General features: G+C 45.1%; 11 protein-coding genes. All 11 read left to right on the top strand.

Features of this window, described 5'->3' with window-relative positions; translation table 11 throughout:
* Positions 1-74 precede the first annotated feature (74 nt).
* Positions 75-1,775, top strand: a complete 1,701-nt coding sequence (locus ACFPXP_RS04805) for a glycoside hydrolase family 2 protein (RefSeq protein WP_379892894.1) — start codon at positions 75-77, stop codon at positions 1,773-1,775.
* Positions 1,776-1,893: 118 nt separating this feature from the next.
* Entirely contained in the window at positions 1,894-2,841 is a 948-nt protein-coding gene (locus tag ACFPXP_RS04800) for an ABC transporter permease (RefSeq protein ID WP_379892966.1), read from the top strand.
* Positions 2,842-2,927: 86 nt separating this feature from the next.
* Complete coding sequence (locus tag ACFPXP_RS04795; RefSeq protein ID WP_379892964.1) at positions 2,928-3,761, top strand: carbohydrate ABC transporter permease; 834 nt, start codon at positions 2,928-2,930, stop codon at positions 3,759-3,761.
* 78 nt (positions 3,762-3,839) lie between these two features.
* The gene (locus ACFPXP_RS04790; RefSeq protein ID WP_379892892.1) at positions 3,840-5,537 is read left to right on the top strand and encodes an ABC transporter substrate-binding protein; all 1,698 of its coding nucleotides are present in this window, start codon (positions 3,840-3,842) and stop codon (positions 5,535-5,537) included.
* A 241-nt stretch (positions 5,538-5,778) separates the two neighbouring features.
* Entirely contained in the window at positions 5,779-6,735 is a 957-nt protein-coding gene (locus tag ACFPXP_RS04785) for an ABC transporter permease (protein ID WP_379892890.1), read from the top strand.
* A gap of 84 nt (positions 6,736-6,819) precedes the next feature.
* Positions 6,820-7,653, top strand: a complete 834-nt coding sequence (locus ACFPXP_RS04780; RefSeq protein ID WP_379892961.1) for a carbohydrate ABC transporter permease — start codon at positions 6,820-6,822, stop codon at positions 7,651-7,653.
* Positions 7,654-7,727: 74 nt separating this feature from the next.
* Complete coding sequence (locus ACFPXP_RS04775; protein WP_379892888.1) at positions 7,728-9,455, top strand: ABC transporter substrate-binding protein; 1,728 nt, start codon at positions 7,728-7,730, stop codon at positions 9,453-9,455.
* Between the two features lie 273 nt (positions 9,456-9,728).
* The gene (locus ACFPXP_RS04770; protein ID WP_379892886.1) at positions 9,729-11,438 is read left to right on the top strand and encodes an ABC transporter substrate-binding protein; all 1,710 of its coding nucleotides are present in this window, start codon (positions 9,729-9,731) and stop codon (positions 11,436-11,438) included.
* 281 nt (positions 11,439-11,719) lie between these two features.
* A complete protein-coding gene (locus tag ACFPXP_RS04765) occupies positions 11,720-13,474 on the top strand; it encodes an ABC transporter substrate-binding protein (protein WP_379892884.1) in 1,755 nt (584 codons plus the stop codon).
* A gap of 284 nt (positions 13,475-13,758) precedes the next feature.
* Positions 13,759-16,116, top strand: coding sequence for a glycoside hydrolase family 95 protein (locus ACFPXP_RS04760; protein WP_379892882.1), 2,358 nt, complete (start codon positions 13,759-13,761; stop codon positions 16,114-16,116).
* Between the two features lie 240 nt (positions 16,117-16,356).
* Positions 16,357-17,883: an arabinosylfuranosidase ArfA gene (arfA, locus tag ACFPXP_RS04755; RefSeq protein ID WP_379892880.1), complete on the top strand. Its 1,527-nt coding sequence runs from the start codon at positions 16,357-16,359 to the stop codon at positions 17,881-17,883.
* Positions 17,884-17,904: the final 21 nt, after the last annotated feature.

The raw sequence follows: 17,904 nt of genomic DNA, 5'->3' as shown, positions 1-17,904 counted from the left end.
TTCGTGGTATTTTATGAGTGAAGACGTGTTAGAGTGAATTTAGTTCATTTTTGAATAGGAGAGTGATTGCAGCGATGATTCGAATGTTTGCATTGCATAAAGTGCGGAAAAGTGTTGAATTAGAGAGCATGTGGGAATTTGCCACTGCGGAGGAAGAACAGATGATTCCTTCGGCTTATAAATACAAGCTTCCTGTTCCAGGATGCTGGGAATCCCATCCTGAGCTTCAGACGTATCGGGGCATTGGGTGGTATAGGAAACGTCTTTATATCGACGAAGCGACGGGGCTAAGATTAGAGTTTAAAGGTATCAGCCATACTGCAGATGTATACTTTGATGGCGCTCTAATTGCACAACATTATAATGCGTACACTCCTTTTTCCACGGTTCTGCCGTTTGTGGATGCCGGGGAACACGAATTGTTGATTAAAGTAGATAATCGCTTCACGGAGCAATCGACCCTCCATGTACCCAATGATTACTACACCTACGGCGGTATGATTAGACCTGTTGTGATGGATTTTGTAAGGGAAGCGTTTGTGGAACGGATATGGTTTACACCGATGAAAGAAACGGGTGGTTGGCGCGCGGAAATCAAAGCTAAAGTGGTCAATCTGCGAGCTGAGCGCGGAACATGGAACGTGAGATGTAAATTAGGGGAATTGGAATATGACATCGGACAAATCACTCTAGATGCAAGGCAGAGTGGCGAAGTGTCGACAAGTCTGTCTTTTCCTCATGTTCAGCCTTGGTCCGATACGGATCCGAACTTATATCTGCTGGAAGTTCAGCTTTGCTCGGCTGCGACCGGAAAGGTGATTGACGATTTAATTGAGCGTGTCGGATTCCGACAAGTAGAGGTTCTCGGCGACCGTATTGTCTTAAATGGCCAAAAAGTGAAGCTGAAGGGTTTTTGCCGTCATGAAGACCATCCTGCTTTTGGAGCCGCATTGCCGGTTCAACAGATGGTTCAGGATATGGAGCTGATGAGGGAATTGGGCTGCAATGCGGTAAGGACCAGCCATTACCCGAACGATGAACGGTTTCTCGATTTGTGTGACGAGTACGGCATGCTCGTATGGGAAGAAAACCATGCCAGAGGACTTAGCCTGGAACAGATGCTGAAGCCTGGCTTTAGAGAACAGTGTCTAGACTGCAATCGCGAGATGGTAGAGAACCATTATAATCATCCAAGCATCGTGATTTGGGGGATATTGAACGAGTGTGCCAGTGATACCGAACAAGGCAGAGCGATGTACAAGGAACAGCTGGAACAAATCCGTGCGATGGACGCTTCGAGACCGCTAAGCTTCGCCTCGCATTTATTTTTCTCCGATCTATGTCTGGACTTGGCAGATATTATTTCGTTTAACGTATATCCCGGCTGGTATAACGATGACGTGCCCGGCGATTTGGCAGATCGCATAAAGGCATGGGCGGATGAGGCGAATGGGGCTGGGAAACCGATGATCATAAGTGAATTTGGAGCAGATGGTTATTACGGATATCGATCCGGTACAAGAGTAAGAGGGACGGAGGAGCGTCAGTCTGACATCGTCGGCAAAGCCTTGGAAGATTTTATCGGCCGAGACTATATTCAAGGCTTATTTATATGGCAGTTCTGTGATGTTCGTGTTACGGAAGGGACGGGATGGCTTCTGACTAGAGCAAGAACGATGAACAGCAAAGGAATTTTCGACGAGTATCGTCGTCCTAAGCTCGCTGCGGAAACGGTAAAGCATTATTTTCGAAACATGACGACTTGTATCGAATGATGTAAAAATATTATATGATTTTTGGGCGAATCCTTCGGGTGGTTGAAACCGCTTTATAGATTTATCATAGAAACATAAATGAGAAACGTACTGTGAAGGAGGGCTAAAAATGGAAGCGATGACAACAGAGACTACACCATCCGCGCCGCGGAAGACAAACAGCTTCTGGAGAAAAGCCTTACAGCAAAAGTGGTTATACCTTATGTCCATTCCATTTGTTGTATGGGTTTTCATTTTCAATTATATGCCGCTTTGGGGATGGACGATGGCGTTCCAAGATTTCAAACCGGCAAGATCTTTTACAGAACAGGAATGGGTAGGATTCAAACACTTCATTGCACTGTTCAGTGATGATAAATTTTATTTGGTGCTTCGAAACACCTTAGCGATGAGCTTCTTGAGCTTGATTGCAGGATTTACGATCCCCATCTTCTTTGCCATTATGCTCAATGAACTGAGAAGCTCGTTTATGAAACGCTTCGTGCAAACGGTATCTTACTTGCCACACTTCGTATCGTGGGTTGTCGTCGCGAGCTTAGTAACCACGATGCTGTCGATTGACGGCGGAGTAATTAATGATTTGTTGGTAACACTGGGGATTATTGATCAGCCGATACAGTTTATGGCGAAAGGCGAATGGTTCTGGTACATTATCACCGCCGTAGACTCATGGAAGGAAATGGGCTGGAGTGCGATCATCTATTTGGCAGCGATTGCAGGGATCGACCCAGAGCTTTATGAGGCTGCCAGAGTAGACGGAGCAAACCGTTTTAGACAAATGTGGCACATTACGCTGCCTGGAATTCGGACAACGATTATCGTACTTCTCATCATGTCAATCGGGCATTTGATCAGTATCGGTTTTGAAAAGCAATTCTTGCTTGGTAACAACTTAGTCAGAGAATATTCGGACGTGCTTGATCTATACGCACTGAATTACGGTATCGGTATGGGACGTTATTCCTTCGGTACAGCGATAGGTATATTCAACTCGGTTGTAAGTATTATTCTGTTGTTTACCGCCAACGGAATCTTTAAAAAAGTCACGAAAGAAAGCATCATGTAAGGGGGGAGATCACAGTGGCAAAGACTAAAAAATACAGCCGTTTGACAACGGGGGACCGGATCTTTGATATATGCAACTTGATTTTTATGCTCGGCATCGTTGTCGTTACGCTTTATCCGTTCTTGAACGTGCTTGCTATCTCGCTGAATGTATCGTCGGACACGGTCAAAGGCGGAATCACGATTTGGCCAAGGGAATTCACTTGGGCGAACTACGAGCAGCTGCTGAGCTTCGGCGGATTGATGCAGGGGGCGAAGATTTCTATTCTTCGTACGATCATTGGTACGGTATTCGGAGTTATCAGCTCCTCCATGCTGGCTTTCGTTATCAGCCGCCAGGATTTCCAAGCTAGAAAATTTGTTTCCACGTACTTGGCGCTGACGATGTATGTTTCCGGCGGATTGATTCCCGGCTACATGCTGATTCGTGATTTGGGATTGACAAACTCTTTCTGGGTCTATATTTTACCCGGTATGGTTGTGGCCTTTAACGTGTTTATTATCCGCTCATTTATTGACGGATTGCCATATGCGCTTCAGGAGTCTGCTAAACTTGACGGCGCGAGCGACTTTACGATTTATTGGAGAATTATATTACCGCTTTGTAAGCCGGTGCTTGCGACCATCGCATTATTCGTAGCCGTTGGGCAATGGAACTCTTGGTTCGATACGTATCTGTACAACGGTTCTAATGAAAAGCTGACGACGCTGCAGTACGAATTGCAGAAGGTACTCCAGAGCACTACAGCGGGTAACTCTGCTCCGCGTGGAGACAGTGTGCTGCAGAACATGAACCGCGTTTCACCGCAATCGGTGAAGATGGCGATCACGATCGTCGTAACGGTCCCAATTCTTGTCGTTTATCCATTCCTGCAAAGATACTTTGTTAAAGGGATGACATTAGGAGCTGTAAAAGCTTAAACCATTTCTTCGGTATCAACAGCCATCGCTGTTATATACACTATATTTTATGCAGAAATAAAGGGAGGTTTACACAGCATGAAGAAATCTACAGCTAAGATGTTAGCGATTCTCTTCATCGTCACAGCGCTCGTTACTTCGTTAGCGGCTTGTGGCAGCAACAATGAAAACAACGGCAGCAACAGCGGGAGCGCCGGTGAGACAAGTACCGATCCGGTCACTATGACATGGTTCAGTGCAGACCCTATCTCCTCTTGGAATAACATGCAGGATGAAGTAGGTCAAGAAATTACGAAACAAACAGGCGTGACGCTGAAAGCCGAATTCGCCATGGATGCGAACCGGATCGCTCTGATGATCGCGAGCGGCGACTATCCGGATCTGATTTCTCCTAAAGGAGATGCAGGTAAACTGGTTGACGCTGGTGCATTAATCGACTTGACGGATTTGATTGAAGAATATGGTCCAAACCTGAAAAAGGTATACGGCGATTATTTTGATCGTTTGAAGTGGAGTGCAGAGGATGACAGCATTTATATTCTTCCTGCCTTGAATGCAGTAGATCAACAATACATGGATATCGCAGGTTCCTTCCACGTGCAGCATGCTGCAGTGAAAGAAGCAGGCTATCCAGAAATTAAAACCATTCAAGATTACGAAGAAGTCATCAAGCAGTATGTAGATAAACATCCAACGACAGCAGACGGTCAGCCAACGATTGGTATTTCACTGCTGGCAGACGACTGGAGAATCATGATCGGGGTAACGAACCCTGCGTTCTTTACGACGGGTGCTCCGGACGATGGCGAATTCTACATTGATCCAGAAACATATGAAGTGACTTATCACTACAGACGTCCAGAAGAAAAAGAATATTTCCGTTGGTTAAATCACATTAACGATATTGGACTTCTTGATCCAGAAGCATTCGTACAAAAAGAAGACCAATATAAAGCAAAAATCGCGAGCGGTCGTGTGGTCGGTGTGATTGACCAAGATTGGGGCTTCCAAGACAGCGTAAACTCCTTGAAGTCCGAAGGCAAGTACGAGCAAACTTATGCTCACTTCCCAGTTACTTTGTCTGAAGAGTATAAAGACCACTCCCTGCAAAGCACAGGATTTATGGCAGGTTGGGGTACAGGTATCACGACTGAAGCAGAAGATCCAGTACGTGCTATTAAATTCTTGGATTTCCTTGCTTCCGAAGAAGGTCAAATCTTGAATTATTGGGGTATTGAAGGTAAGCATTATGAATACGATGAGAATGGCGTTCGTTTCATTCCTGAAGACGTATTGAACCGTAAAAACAACGATACAGCGAATTGGACGAAAGAAACGGGTGTAGGTCTGTACGGTATTTCTGGCCGTTACGGTGACGGTGTGAAGGATTCCACTGGAAACTACTACACGACGAAATACCCTGAGCAAGTGATCGCAAACTATAGTGATGCAGAGAAAGAAACACTTTCTGCATACGGTGTTGAAAGATGGATCGAATTGTGGCCTCAGCCTGAAGAATTCGAAGTGAAGGATTGGGGCGCAGCATGGGATATTGCATATCCAAGTGATTCCGATCTAGCAATTCTCTACAAAACGATGGAAGAAATCACAAGATTGCGTGTTCCAGAAATTATTCTTGCCGAGCCTTCTGAGTTCGATGCGCTGTGGGATGCATACATGGCAGAGCTCGAAAAGAATGGTGTAGAAGATATGGAAGATGAGTATGAAACGTATGTAAAAGCAAGAGTTGAACATTGGGGCGGCAGCGCCGAGTAATCCAATATGATGTTTGCAGCTGAGGGACCCGTAGATCGGGTCTCTCTTTTGTGATGTAAATTGTGGAATTTTCTTATGATTTTTAGGATTCATTGGAAAAAACATAGGCGATGTTAAAAAATTATATGATTTATTATCAAATTATTTGGGTATATGAAAGCGCTTTATTATTTTAAGATAGGGTTATAAAAGGAGCCAAAAGAGATGGTCAGCAATTAGGAAAGGTAAAGGGGGAGTTGTTTTGAAAGCGGTAACAGAAAATAATGTTGTTCCAGTCGAACGAAAGAAAAACAGCTTCTGGAGAAAAGCCTTGCAGCAAAAATGGCTTTATATCATGTCTATCCCGTTTATTGTATGGGTTTTCATTTTTAACTATTTGCCGCTTTGGGGATGGACGATGGCGTTCCAGGACTTTAAACCGGCAAGATCCTTTAGTGAACAGGAATGGGTGGGATTTAAACACTTCATTGCACTATTCGGTGATGATAAATTTTATTTAGTGCTTCGAAATACACTCGCGATGAGTTTTTTAAGCTTGATCGCAGGATTTACGATTCCGATCATCTTCGCCATTCTGTTGAATGAATTAAGAAATTCCTTTATGAAACGATTTGTACAAACGGTATCGTATTTGCCTCACTTCGTTTCATGGGTTGTAGTAGCGAGCTTGGTGACCACGATGCTGTCCATCGATGGAGGAGTCGTTAACGATTTGTTGATGACATTAGGAATTATTGATAAGCCGATCCAGTTTATGGCGAAAGGCGAATGGTTCTGGTATATCATCACTGCCGTAGACTCTTGGAAAGAAATGGGCTGGAGCGCCATCATCTATTTGGCAGCGATTGCAGGGATTGACCCTGAATTGTATGAGGCCGCCAGGGTTGACGGAGCGAACCGTCTCAAACAAATGTGGCATATTACACTGCCGGGTATTCGCACGACGATTATCGTTCTTCTCATTATGTCGATCGGACACTTGATCAGTATCGGCTTTGAGAAGCAGTTCTTATTAGGAAACAACTTAGTCAGAGAATATTCGGACGTGCTTGATCTATACGCACTGAATTATGGTATTGGCATGGGACGTTATTCCTTTGGTACTGCGATTGGTATATTCAACTCTGTTGTGAGTATCATACTGCTGTTCACCGCCAACGGAATTTTCAAAAAAGTTACGAAAGAAAGCATCATGTAAGGGGGGATCACATTGGCTAAATCGAGACGCTACAGCCGTTTGACGACCGGTGATCGAATCTTTGATATATGCAATGCGATCTTCATGATCGGTGTAGTTGTAATCACGCTCTATCCGTTTTTGAACGTACTGGCGATATCGCTCAATGAATCGTCGGATACGGTTAAGGGTGGAATTACCATATGGCCGCGTGCTTTCACTTGGGCCAATTATGAACAAATATTTACCTTCGGAGGTTTGATTCAAGGGGCGAAAATATCCGTTCTGCGTACTCTGATCGGTACGATCCTTGGAGTCATCAGCTCGTCCATGCTGGCATTCGTTCTGAGCCGGCACGATTTTCAGGCAAGAAAATTCGTCTCGACCTACTTGGCGCTGACGATGTACGTATCCGGCGGATTGATTCCGGGCTACATGCTGATTCGTGACTTGGGATTGACGAACTCTTTCTGGGTATACATTTTTCCCGGAATGGTAGTTGCCTTCAATGTATTTATCATCCGCTCGTTTATCGATGGATTGCCATATGCGCTGCAGGAGTCCGCGAAGCTGGACGGCGCCAATGACTTCACAATTTACTTAAGAGTCATCCTGCCGTTATGTAAACCGGTTTTAGCAACCATCGCTTTGTTCGTTGCTGTCGGTCAATGGAACTCATGGTTCGACACTTATCTGTATAACGGTTCCAATGAAAAGCTGACCACTTTGCAGTATGAACTGCAGAAGGTACTGCAGAGTACGACAACGGGCAATACCGCGCCGCGCGGTGACAGTGTGATTCAAAATATGAACCGTGTATCGCCGCAATCGGTTAAGATGGCGATTACAATCATCGTTACGGTACCAATCTTAGTCGTATATCCATTTCTGCAAAGATATTTTGTGAAGGGTATGACATTGGGAGCAGTAAAGGCTTAGTTCATCACTTCGGTATCAACAGCATTCGCTGTTATACAATAAAAAACGTACACACAAAAAGGGAGGTTTACAACATGAAGAAGTCTGCAGCAAAGATGTTAGCGATTCTCTTCATCGTTACAGCGCTAATTACTTCATTAGCGGCTTGTGGCAGCGGTAATAACAACGAGAATAATAACAGCACGAACACAAGTACTAATTCCGGAAACAACGGAAATAGTGGAACTGAACCTGGTACTGATCCAATCACTTTGTCTTGGTTTAGTGCGGACCCTATTGCAACATGGAACGATATGAAGGATGAAGTTGGTCAAGAAATTACGAAACAAACAGGTGTAACGCTGGATGTTGAATTCGCTATGGATGCGAACCGCATCGCTCTAATGATCGCCAGCGGGGACTACCCGGATATGATTTCACCGAAAGGTGATGCAAGCAAGCTGGTTGATGCTGGAGCATTGATTGATTTGACGGATTTGATTGAAGAGCATGGCCCGAACCTAAAAAAGGTATACGGCGATTACATGGATCGCTTGAAGTGGAGCGCAGAAGATGATTCCATCTACATTCTTCCTACGCTGGATGCAGTAGGCAAGCAGTATATGGATGCCGGCGGTACGTTCCAAATTCAGCATGCAGCATTGAAAGAGGCAGGCTATCCTGAAATTAAAACGGTTAAAGATTATGAAAACGTTATCAAACAATATGTGGAAAATCATCCAACAACGGAAGATGGTCAGCCAACGATCGGTATTTCGCTCTTGGCAGACGACTGGAGAATAATGATTGGGGTAACAAACCCGGCGTTTATTACTACGGGAGCACCGGACGATGGCGAATATTACATCGATCCAGAAACGTATGAAGTGACTTATCACTACAGACGTCCGGAAGAAAAGGAATATTTCCGCTGGTTAAACCATATTAACGATATCGGATTGTTAGATCCAGAAGCATTCGTCCAGAAAGAAGACCAATATAAAGCGAAAATTGCTTCCGGTCGTGTGGTTGGGGTTATTGACCAAGACTGGGGATTCTCAGACAGTGTCAACGCATTGAAATCCGAAGGCAAATTCGATAAAACGTATGCTCGATTCCCGGTTACATTGACGGAAGAATTCAAGGATCATTCCTTCCAGGATACAGGATATATGGCTGGATGGGGCGTTGGTATCACGACAGAAGCTGAAGATCCAGTCCGTGCCATCAAATTCTTGGATTGGCTCGCATCCGATGAAGGTCAAGTGCTGATTAACTGGGGTATTGAAGGCAAGCATTACACGGTAGAAGACGGCAAGCGCGTCATTATTCCTGAAGTACAGGAAAGAAAAAATAACGACAACACGAACTTTACGAAAGAAACCGGTATTGGCATGTATAACATTTCCGCTCGTTTTGGTGACGGCGTAAAGGATTCAACAGGAAATTACTATACGACTACGTTCCCAGAGCAAGTGATTGAAAACTATAATGATGTCGAGAAAGAAACGCTTGCAGCATACGGTGTTGAAAGATGGATTGAATTGTGGCCAAGCAAGGATGAGTTCCCAGTGAAGCCATGGGGTGCTGCATGGAATATCTCTTATCCAAGCGATTCCGATTTAGCGGTATTGTATAAGACAATGGAAGAGATCACGAGAAAACGGATTCCAGAAATTATTCTTGCGGATCCTGCCGAATTTGATCAGCTGTGGGATGACTACATGGCTGAACTCGAGGATAACGATGTAGAGGAAATGGAAGACGAATATGAAACGTATGTCAAAGCAAGAATTGAACATTGGGGCGGAACGGTAGAATAACGTTTCGTTTGCCTAACAGGGTCTCCATGAAGGAGGCCCTGTTTTTGTGTTCATATGAATAGCCTATATTGTGACAGACGATTCAACATTTTTTTAGAAAAGAAGTTTTCGATGTCAAAATGTTACATGGTTTTACATCTAATTTATAGGGTATTTGAAAGCGTTTTTATATATTAGGATAAAGGCAAGCAACGAAGATATGATTATTGCAACCGGTTAAATTACAACTCTCGTTGTATAAAAAACAAACATATTTAAAGGGAGGCTTACAGAATGAAGAAGTCAGCTGCCAAGCTGTTGGCAATACTCTTCATCGTCACAACGCTGATTACATCGTTAGCGGCTTGTGGAAGCGGTAACAACAATAATGAAAACGGTAACACGAATGCTAATTCCGGCAATGCAGAAGGCGGAGCAGGAGAGTCCAGCGCAGAGCCAATTACATTATCTTGGTTCAGTGCGGATCCGATAGCGACATGGAACGACATGAAGGATGAAGTCGGTCAAGAAATTACAAAACGTACCGGCGTTACTTTAGAACCAGAATTCGCCATGGATGCGAACCGGATTGCTCTCATGATTGCAAGCGGTGACTATCCGGATATGATTTCTCCAAAGGGAGATGCCAGCAAACTCGTTGATGCAGGTGCATTAATTGATTTGACAGATTTGATCGAAGAACATGGTCCGAACCTGAAGAAAGTATACGGGGATTACATGGAGCGCCTGAAATGGAGCAAAGATGACGACTCCATCTACATCCTGCCATCGCTGAATGGTGTCGATCAAGAATATATGGATACAGGCGGTACTTTCCACCTTCAACATCAAGCCGTGAAAGAAGCAGGCTATCCTGAAATTAAGACGGTGAAAGATTACGAGGCAGTCATTCAGCAATATGTCGACAGCCATCCAACAACTGCAGATGGACAACCTACCATTGGCTTAACATTGTTGGCCGATGACTGGAGAATTATGATCGGCGTGACGAACCCAGCGTTCATTACGACGGGTGCACCGGATGACGGTGAAATCTATATCGATCCAGAAACATACGAAGTGACTCTTCACTACAGACGTCCTGAAGAGAAGGAATATTTCCGCTGGTTAAACCACATGAACGATATCGGATTGCTTGATCCGGAAGCGTTTGTACAAAAAGAAGATCAGTATAAAGCTAAAATTGCGACTGGACGTGTCGTCGGCGTCATTGACCAGGATTGGGGCTTTGCTGACTCGGTGAACTCCTTGAAATCCGAAGGCAAATACGAGCAGGCTTATGCTCGCTTCCCAATTACGTTGACAGAAGAGTATAAAGATCACGCTCTGCAAAGCACCGGTTTCATGGCGGGATGGGGAATCGGTATTACGACGGAAGCGGAAGATCCAGTGCGTGCGATCAAGTTCTTGGATTGGCTAGCATCTGATGAAGGTCAAATCCTGAACAACTGGGGAATCGAAGGCAAGCATTACACTGTAGAAGACGGTAAGCGTGTCATTATTCCAGAAGTATTGGACAAGAAAATTAACGACAACACCAACTTTACGAAAGAAACAGGAATCGGTATGTACAGCATCTCCGCTCGCTATGGTGACGGTGTACAAGATTCCACTGGTAACTATTACACGACAACATTCCCAGAGCAAGTAATTAATAACTACAACGAGGTAGAGAAAGAAACTCTTGCTGCTTACGGCGTAGAAAGATGGATTGAATTGTGGCCTCAAAAGGATGAATTCCCAGTGAAAGCTTGGGGTGCTGCATGGGATCTATCTTATCCAAGTGATTCCGATTTAGCGATTCTGTACAAAACGATGGAAGAGATTACAAGAAGATCGATTCCGGAAATCGTCCTAGCAGATCCAGCTGATTTCGACGCTAAGTGGGATGAGTTTATGACAGAGCTCGAGGAAAATGACGTAGAGAAATTCGAAGACGAGTACGAGAAGCTTGTTAAAGCAAGAGTAGAACTCTGGAATTAATTCTAAACATATGGGATTGTCCATCAGTCAAATGATTGACTTGGGCAGTCCCTTTTTTTATTTCACCTCATGTGAAGTTCACGAACGTTTGAAAGCACGATACGATTTTCGTCACAAAATGTCAAATCTCCAATATATGTATGATTTTGCAATGAATTATTAGGGTGTTTGAAAGCGCTTTTATCAATTACGATTAGGTCATAAACAACGAACCAGTGGTTTCCTATAAACAAGGACTTTGTTGTTTTGCCTAAAACCAAAATTATGGGAGGTTATACGGCATGAAGAAATCCACAGCCAAGATGTTGATGATTATCTTCATCGTCTCAACACTCGTTACAACATTAGCCGCTTGCGGAAGCGGTAATAATGGCGGGAACGAGAACAATACCAACACCAATACGAACGCAAATACCAATACCAATTCCGGTAATGGGGGGGAAGGCAGCGGAGAAGATACAAACGCTGAGCCTATCACATTGTCTTGGTTCAGTGTCGATCCTATTTCATCTTGGAACAATATGCAGGACGAAGTCGGAAAAGAACTTACGAAAAAAACAGGCGTTACCTTGGAAGCAGAATTTGCGATGGATGCGAATCGAATCGCGTTGATGATTGCCAGCGGCGATTACCCGGATATGATTTCTCCTAAAGGGGATGCCAGCAAGCTGGTTGACGCAGGCGCATTGATTGACTTAAGAGATCTGATCGAAGAGCATGGTCCGAACCTGAAAAAGGCATATGAAAAATACTGGGACCGCCTCAGGTGGAGTGCAGAGGATGATGCCATCTACATTCTCCCTACCGCTGAATCCATCGATCAACAATATATGGATATTGCCGGTTCCTTCCATCTCCAGCATGCTGCGGTGAAAGAAGCGGGCTATCCAGACATCAAAACCGTTAAAGATTACGAAGCTGTCATTCAGCAGTATGTAGATCAACATCCAACGACGGCGGATGGTCAACCTACGATCGGTTTAACGGTGCTCGCGGATGATTGGAGAATTATGATCGGGGTAACGAACCCGGCGTTTTACACGACAGGCGCGCCTGATGACGGGGAATTTCATATTAATCAAGAAACGTATGAAGTCACTTACCATTACAGACGCCCTGAAGAAAAGGAGTATTTTCGCTGGTTAAATCATATGAACGATATCGGGCTCCTTGATCGAGAAGCGTTCGTACAGAAGGAAGATCAATATAAAGCTAAAATCGCATCTGGCCGTGTGGTCGGTGTCATTGATCAGGATTGGGGCTTTCAAGACAGTGTGAACGCACTAAAGGCCGAGGGCAAATTTGAACAAACTTATGCTCACTTTCCTGTAACCTTGACTGAAGAGTATAAGGATCATTCGCTTCAAAGCACCGGCTTTATGGCAGGATGGGGCATCGGAATCACGACGGAAGCGGAAGATCCGGTACGTGCCATTCAATTTTTAGATTACCTCGCTTCAGAAGAAGGTCAAATTCTCAACAACTGGGGGATTGAAGGGAAGCACTACATGGTAGATGAGAACGGTACACGTGTTATTCCAGATGAGGTGTTAGATCGAAAGGTAAATGATGCGACCAATTTCACGAAAGAGTCCGGTATTGGCATGTACAGCATTTCTGCCCGCTATGGTGACGGAGTGAAGGACTCTTCTGGAAATTATTATACGACGAAATATCCCGAACAGATTATCCAAAGCTATTCGGATGTGGAGAAAGAAACACTCTCCCAATACGGTGTAGAAAGATGGATTGAATTGTGGCCGCAGCGGGATGAGTTCCCGGTGAAGCCTTGGGGTGCAGCTTGGAATATTTCTACGCCAACGGATACGGATTATGCAGTACTGTACAAAACGATGGAGGAAATTACAAGAAGGCGGATTCCTGAAATCATCTTGGCCGAGCCAGCTGAATTCGACGCGTTGTGGGATGAATACATGACCGAAATTGAGGAAAACGGTGTTGAGAAAATGGAAGACGAATATGAAACGTTCGTAAAGGCAAGGATCGAGCATTGGGGCGGATCGGTTGGATTGTGAAATGAAAATGTCAAAAAACTATATGAGATTTCAGGAAATGTTTGGGGTGTTTGTAAGCGTTTTTATTGATTAATATAATGAGAAGAAAGGGTCTCGTACTAAAGGGACCCTTTCTTCCATATGTGAGCCACCCTAAAAATGGACATCTTGAAATTCACTATCAGCATGGTAAAGTCAAATGGAAGGCTATATTGTATTGATGGTTAACAAGAAGGCTCCGACTGTTTAAAGCAGCTGGATGATTCATAATTTCTTTTCAAAGTCATAAAGCAATAGGTCAGGAGATGAATCAATTGAAAAAAACATCACCATGGAAGCTGTGGTACCGCCAGCCTGCATCGCGCTGGGAAGAAGCTCTGCCGATTGGGAATGGCAGACTAGGAGGTATGGTGTTCGGTGGGGCCCTGCAGGAAAGAATTCAGCTTAATGAGGATACGTTGTGGTCCGGCTTTCCCAGGGATACCAACAATTATGAAGCTCTGCGTCATTTGAAGACAGCAAGAGAACTGATCCAGCAAGGAAAATATAAAGAAGCCGAGGAGTTGATTAATCGGCACATGGTTGCACGTCGCACCGAATCGTACCTTTCATTGGGAGATCTACTGATTGAACATGAAGGTGTAGAGAAGGTGCAGTATTCGACTCGAGATCTGGATTTAGAAAGAGGCGTCACCACCACAACTTATTCTATCGAAGACGTACAGGTCGTTCGGGAAGCTTGGGTCAGTGCAGCCGATCAAGTGATGGCCGTTCGTGTAACCGCCAGCGAGCAGGCACAGATTAACATGAAGATTGGACTTTGGTCCAAGCTTCGGCATAACGTCATTGCAAAGGGCGGATCTAAGCTCGTATTGGAAGGACAAGCTCCAGCTCACATAGCTGACAATTACCGCGGTGACCATCCGAATCCCGTCTACTATTTGGAAGGACAAGGACTCAGCTTTGAAATCCATCTTGAACTGCACATCGATGGAGGGACCGTTCGTCCGAACGATGAAGGACAGCTTATCGTCGAACAAGCTGATGCCGTGATGATCTATTTAAGCGCTGCCACAAATTTTGAGAAGTTCGATATCGATCCCAAGCACAGCACCATAAATCCAGAGCAAAAATGCATAGAGTGGCTCGCATCTGCAGCCAAGCACAGCTATGAGGCTCTGTTGAAGCGTCATGAACAGGAGCAGGCTGCCTGGTTTAATCGAGTACAGCTCCGATTAGGTTCGGGCGAGCGAAGTGAACTGCCGACGGATGAACGACTGGAGCGGTATAAGGAGGATAAGAACGATCCGGGATTAGAAGCGCTGTATTTCCAATTTGGACGTTATTTGCTCATTGCAAGTTCAAGGCCGGGAACACAGCCAGCCCATCTGCAGGGAATTTGGAATGATCACGTCTCACCGCCATGGAACAGCAATTATACGATTAATATTAATACAGAGATGAACTATTGGCCTGCTGAAGTATGCCATTTAAGCGAGCTTCATGAGCCTTTGTTTCAAATGCTGGATGACTTGACCGTGAGCGGAAGCCGAACCGCACAAATTCATTACAACAGCAGAGGGTGGACGGCGCATCATAATGTGGATTTGTGGAGAATGTCGTCCCCGTCAGACGGGGATGCGAGCTGGGCGTTCTGGCCGATGGGAGGAGCGTGGCTGAGCAGACAGCTGTGGGAGCATTACGAATTTAATCTCGATGAGGATTTTTTGCGTGAAAAGGCATATCCAATCTTGAAAGGAGCTGCAAGGTTTTGCTTGGATTGGCTCGTCGAGACCGAGGACGGCAAATTGATATCGATCCCTTCAACCTCTCCGGAAAATAAATTTGTCACACCGGATGGGGAGCCCTGCAGCGTGTCGATGGCTTCGACGATGGATATGGCAATTATGCGGGACTTGTTCAGCCATTGTATAGAGGCAAGCCTAGTGCTGGGGGCAGATGAGGAATTTCGAGGAGAGCTAAAGAATGCAATCGTGAAGCTTCCGCCGTATCAGATTGGAAAGCACGGACAGCTGCAGGAATGGTATGAAGATTTTGAAGAGCATGAACCTGGACATCGCCACGTTTCTCATTTGTATGGCTTGTATCCGGGGAATGAAATTAATCATCGTGATACACCCGAGCTCGTAGAAGCTGTCAAAGTGACATTGGAAAGAAGACTGAAGCATGGCGGCGGCCATACGGGCTGGAGCTGTGCGTGGCTGATCAATCTCTACGCTAGATTGAGAGATGGGAAGACCGCCCATCAATTTGTCCAAACGCTGCTCTCTCGTTCCACCTATCCGAATTTGTTCGATGATCACCCTCCATTCCAGATTGACGGCAACTTTGGCGGAACGGCTGGGATTGCGGAGATGCTGCTGCAATCTCACTTGGATGAGCTGGATTTGCTGCCTGCTCTGCCGGAGGCATGGTCAGAAGGTTCAGTCACGGGTTTAAAGGCTCGCGGCGGCTTTATTGTAGATATGGCTTGGAAAGATGGCAAGCTGCTAAAAGCATCGATCTTGTCTACAAAGGATGGGGCTTGTCGTATTCGATCCGCAGTACCGGTTCAAGTGCTTGGACAGGATGGGACCGTATTGGGCAATGAGTCTTTCGAGACGAAAAAAGGTGAGACGTACACGATCGTCGCTGCCTCATAATACACACTGCGAATTTCGGGGCATGAACGATACACGTGCGAAGGAAACAGCAGTGAATGAAGGAGTATTCCGTTAGGGAATGCTCCTTTTTTAACATGGGGCAGCATTTTCTTTTTCAGAGGATGCCGACGGGCGCTTTTTACATCTATGTAAATTAATAAATTTATTAATATAATATATTTTTATTGACGATGTAAGAACCTTTCATTATGATGAGTATAGAAGAAGGAAGTTAAATCAATGTCTGCAGGGAGGAGAATCAACTTGAAACAAGCAAGAATGTTACTGGATAAGGATTTTGTTATTTCGGAAATTGATAAGCGAATTTATGGGTCCTTTATTGAGCATTTAGGAAGAGCTGTCTATGGCGGTATTTATGAACCAGGGCATTCGGAAGCGGATGAGCAAGGATTTCGCAGGGATGTGATGGAACTGGTGAAGGAGCTTCAAGTTCCGATTGTGCGTTATCCGGGCGGGAACTTTGTATCCGGTTACAATTGGGAAGACGGCGTTGGGCCGAAAGAAGACCGTCCTAAACGCTTGGAGCTGGCTTGGAAGATGATTGAGACAAACGAAGTCGGCACGAATGAATTTGCCGATTGGGCGAAAAAAGTGAACACAGAGGTCATGATGGCTGTCAACTTAGGTACTCGAGGCATCGATGCCGCTAGAAATCTGGTCGAATACTGCAATCATCCGGGAGGTACATATTGGAGCGATCTGCGGAAATCCCATGGGTATCAGGAACCGCACAAAATTAAAACATGGTGTCTCGGCAACGAGATGGACGGTCCTTGGCAGATCGGCCATATGAATGCTGAAGATTACGGAAAGAAGGCGCTGGAAGCGGCCAAAGTGATGAAATGGGTGGATGATTCTATCGAGCTTGTCTCGTGCGGCAGCTCTTCGACAGGGATGAAGACGTTCCCTGAATGGGAAGCGACCAGCCTGGATATTACGTATGAAGCTGTGGATTATGTTTCCTTACACCAATACTACGGCAATCCGAATAACGACACGGAAAGCTATTTGGCGAAATCGTTGGATATGGATCATTTTATTAAAACCGTCATTTCCACCTGCGATTACATCAAAGCAAAGAAGCGCAGCAAGAAGACGCTTATGTTAAGCTTTGACGAATGGAATGTATGGTATCATTCCCACTCTGCGGATAAGCAGCTGAAGCCTTGGCAGGTCGCGCCGCCTCAGTTGGAGGATGTATACAATTTTGAGGATGCACTGCTCGTCGGCTGCATGCTGATCACGATGCTGAAGCATTCCGACCGTGTGAAGATGGCATGCATGGCACAACTCGTCAATGTAATAGCTCCGATTATGACATCCAATGGAGGAGGAGCTTGGAAGCAAACGATCTTCTATCCGTATCTTCATACTTCGGTATACGGAAGAGGGAAGGCATTGCAGCCGGTTATTTCTTCCGATAAGTATGACAGCAAGGAATTTACGGATGTTCCTTATTTGGAATCGGTTAGCGTCTATGATGAGGAGAGTGAAGCGGTAACCATTTTTGCAGTGAATCGTTCCCTTACGGATGAGCTTCATCTGGATTGTGACGTTAGAAGCTTTGCAGGATATCAGCTCGTAGAGCACATTGTGCTGGAGAACGATGACCTGAAAGCTGTTAACACCGAACAGTGTGAACAAGTGAAGCCTCACTCGAACGGAAATGCACTGCTGCAGGATGGCAAAATTGAAGCCACTCTCGCAAAGGCATCCTGGAACGTGATTCGTCTGGCAAAAAAATGATAGAATAGAGAAGAGACGAAA

This window comes from Marinicrinis lubricantis (assembly GCF_042658665.1).
Lineage (GTDB): Bacteria > Bacillota > Bacilli > Paenibacillales > KCTC-33676 > Marinicrinis > Marinicrinis lubricantis.
This window is presented reverse-complemented; position numbering and strand designations above follow the sequence as displayed.

Coding starts and splice junctions, on each gene's coding strand:
- ACFPXP_RS04805 (WP_379892894.1), top strand. CDS start 75: ATGATTCGAATGTTTGCATTGCATAAAGTGCGGAAAAGTGTTGAATTA.
- ACFPXP_RS04800 (WP_379892966.1), top strand. CDS start 1,894: ATGACAACAGAGACTACACCATCCGCGCCGCGGAAGACAAACAGCTTC.
- ACFPXP_RS04795 (WP_379892964.1), top strand. CDS start 2,928: ATGCTCGGCATCGTTGTCGTTACGCTTTATCCGTTCTTGAACGTGCTT.
- ACFPXP_RS04790 (WP_379892892.1), top strand. CDS start 3,840: ATGAAGAAATCTACAGCTAAGATGTTAGCGATTCTCTTCATCGTCACA.
- ACFPXP_RS04780 (WP_379892961.1), top strand. CDS start 6,820: ATGATCGGTGTAGTTGTAATCACGCTCTATCCGTTTTTGAACGTACTG.
- ACFPXP_RS04775 (WP_379892888.1), top strand. CDS start 7,728: ATGAAGAAGTCTGCAGCAAAGATGTTAGCGATTCTCTTCATCGTTACA.
- ACFPXP_RS04770 (WP_379892886.1), top strand. CDS start 9,729: ATGAAGAAGTCAGCTGCCAAGCTGTTGGCAATACTCTTCATCGTCACA.
- ACFPXP_RS04765 (WP_379892884.1), top strand. CDS start 11,720: ATGAAGAAATCCACAGCCAAGATGTTGATGATTATCTTCATCGTCTCA.
- ACFPXP_RS04760 (WP_379892882.1), top strand. CDS start 13,759: ATGAATCAATTGAAAAAAACATCACCATGGAAGCTGTGGTACCGCCAG.
- arfA (WP_379892880.1), top strand. CDS start 16,357: ATGTCTGCAGGGAGGAGAATCAACTTGAAACAAGCAAGAATGTTACTG.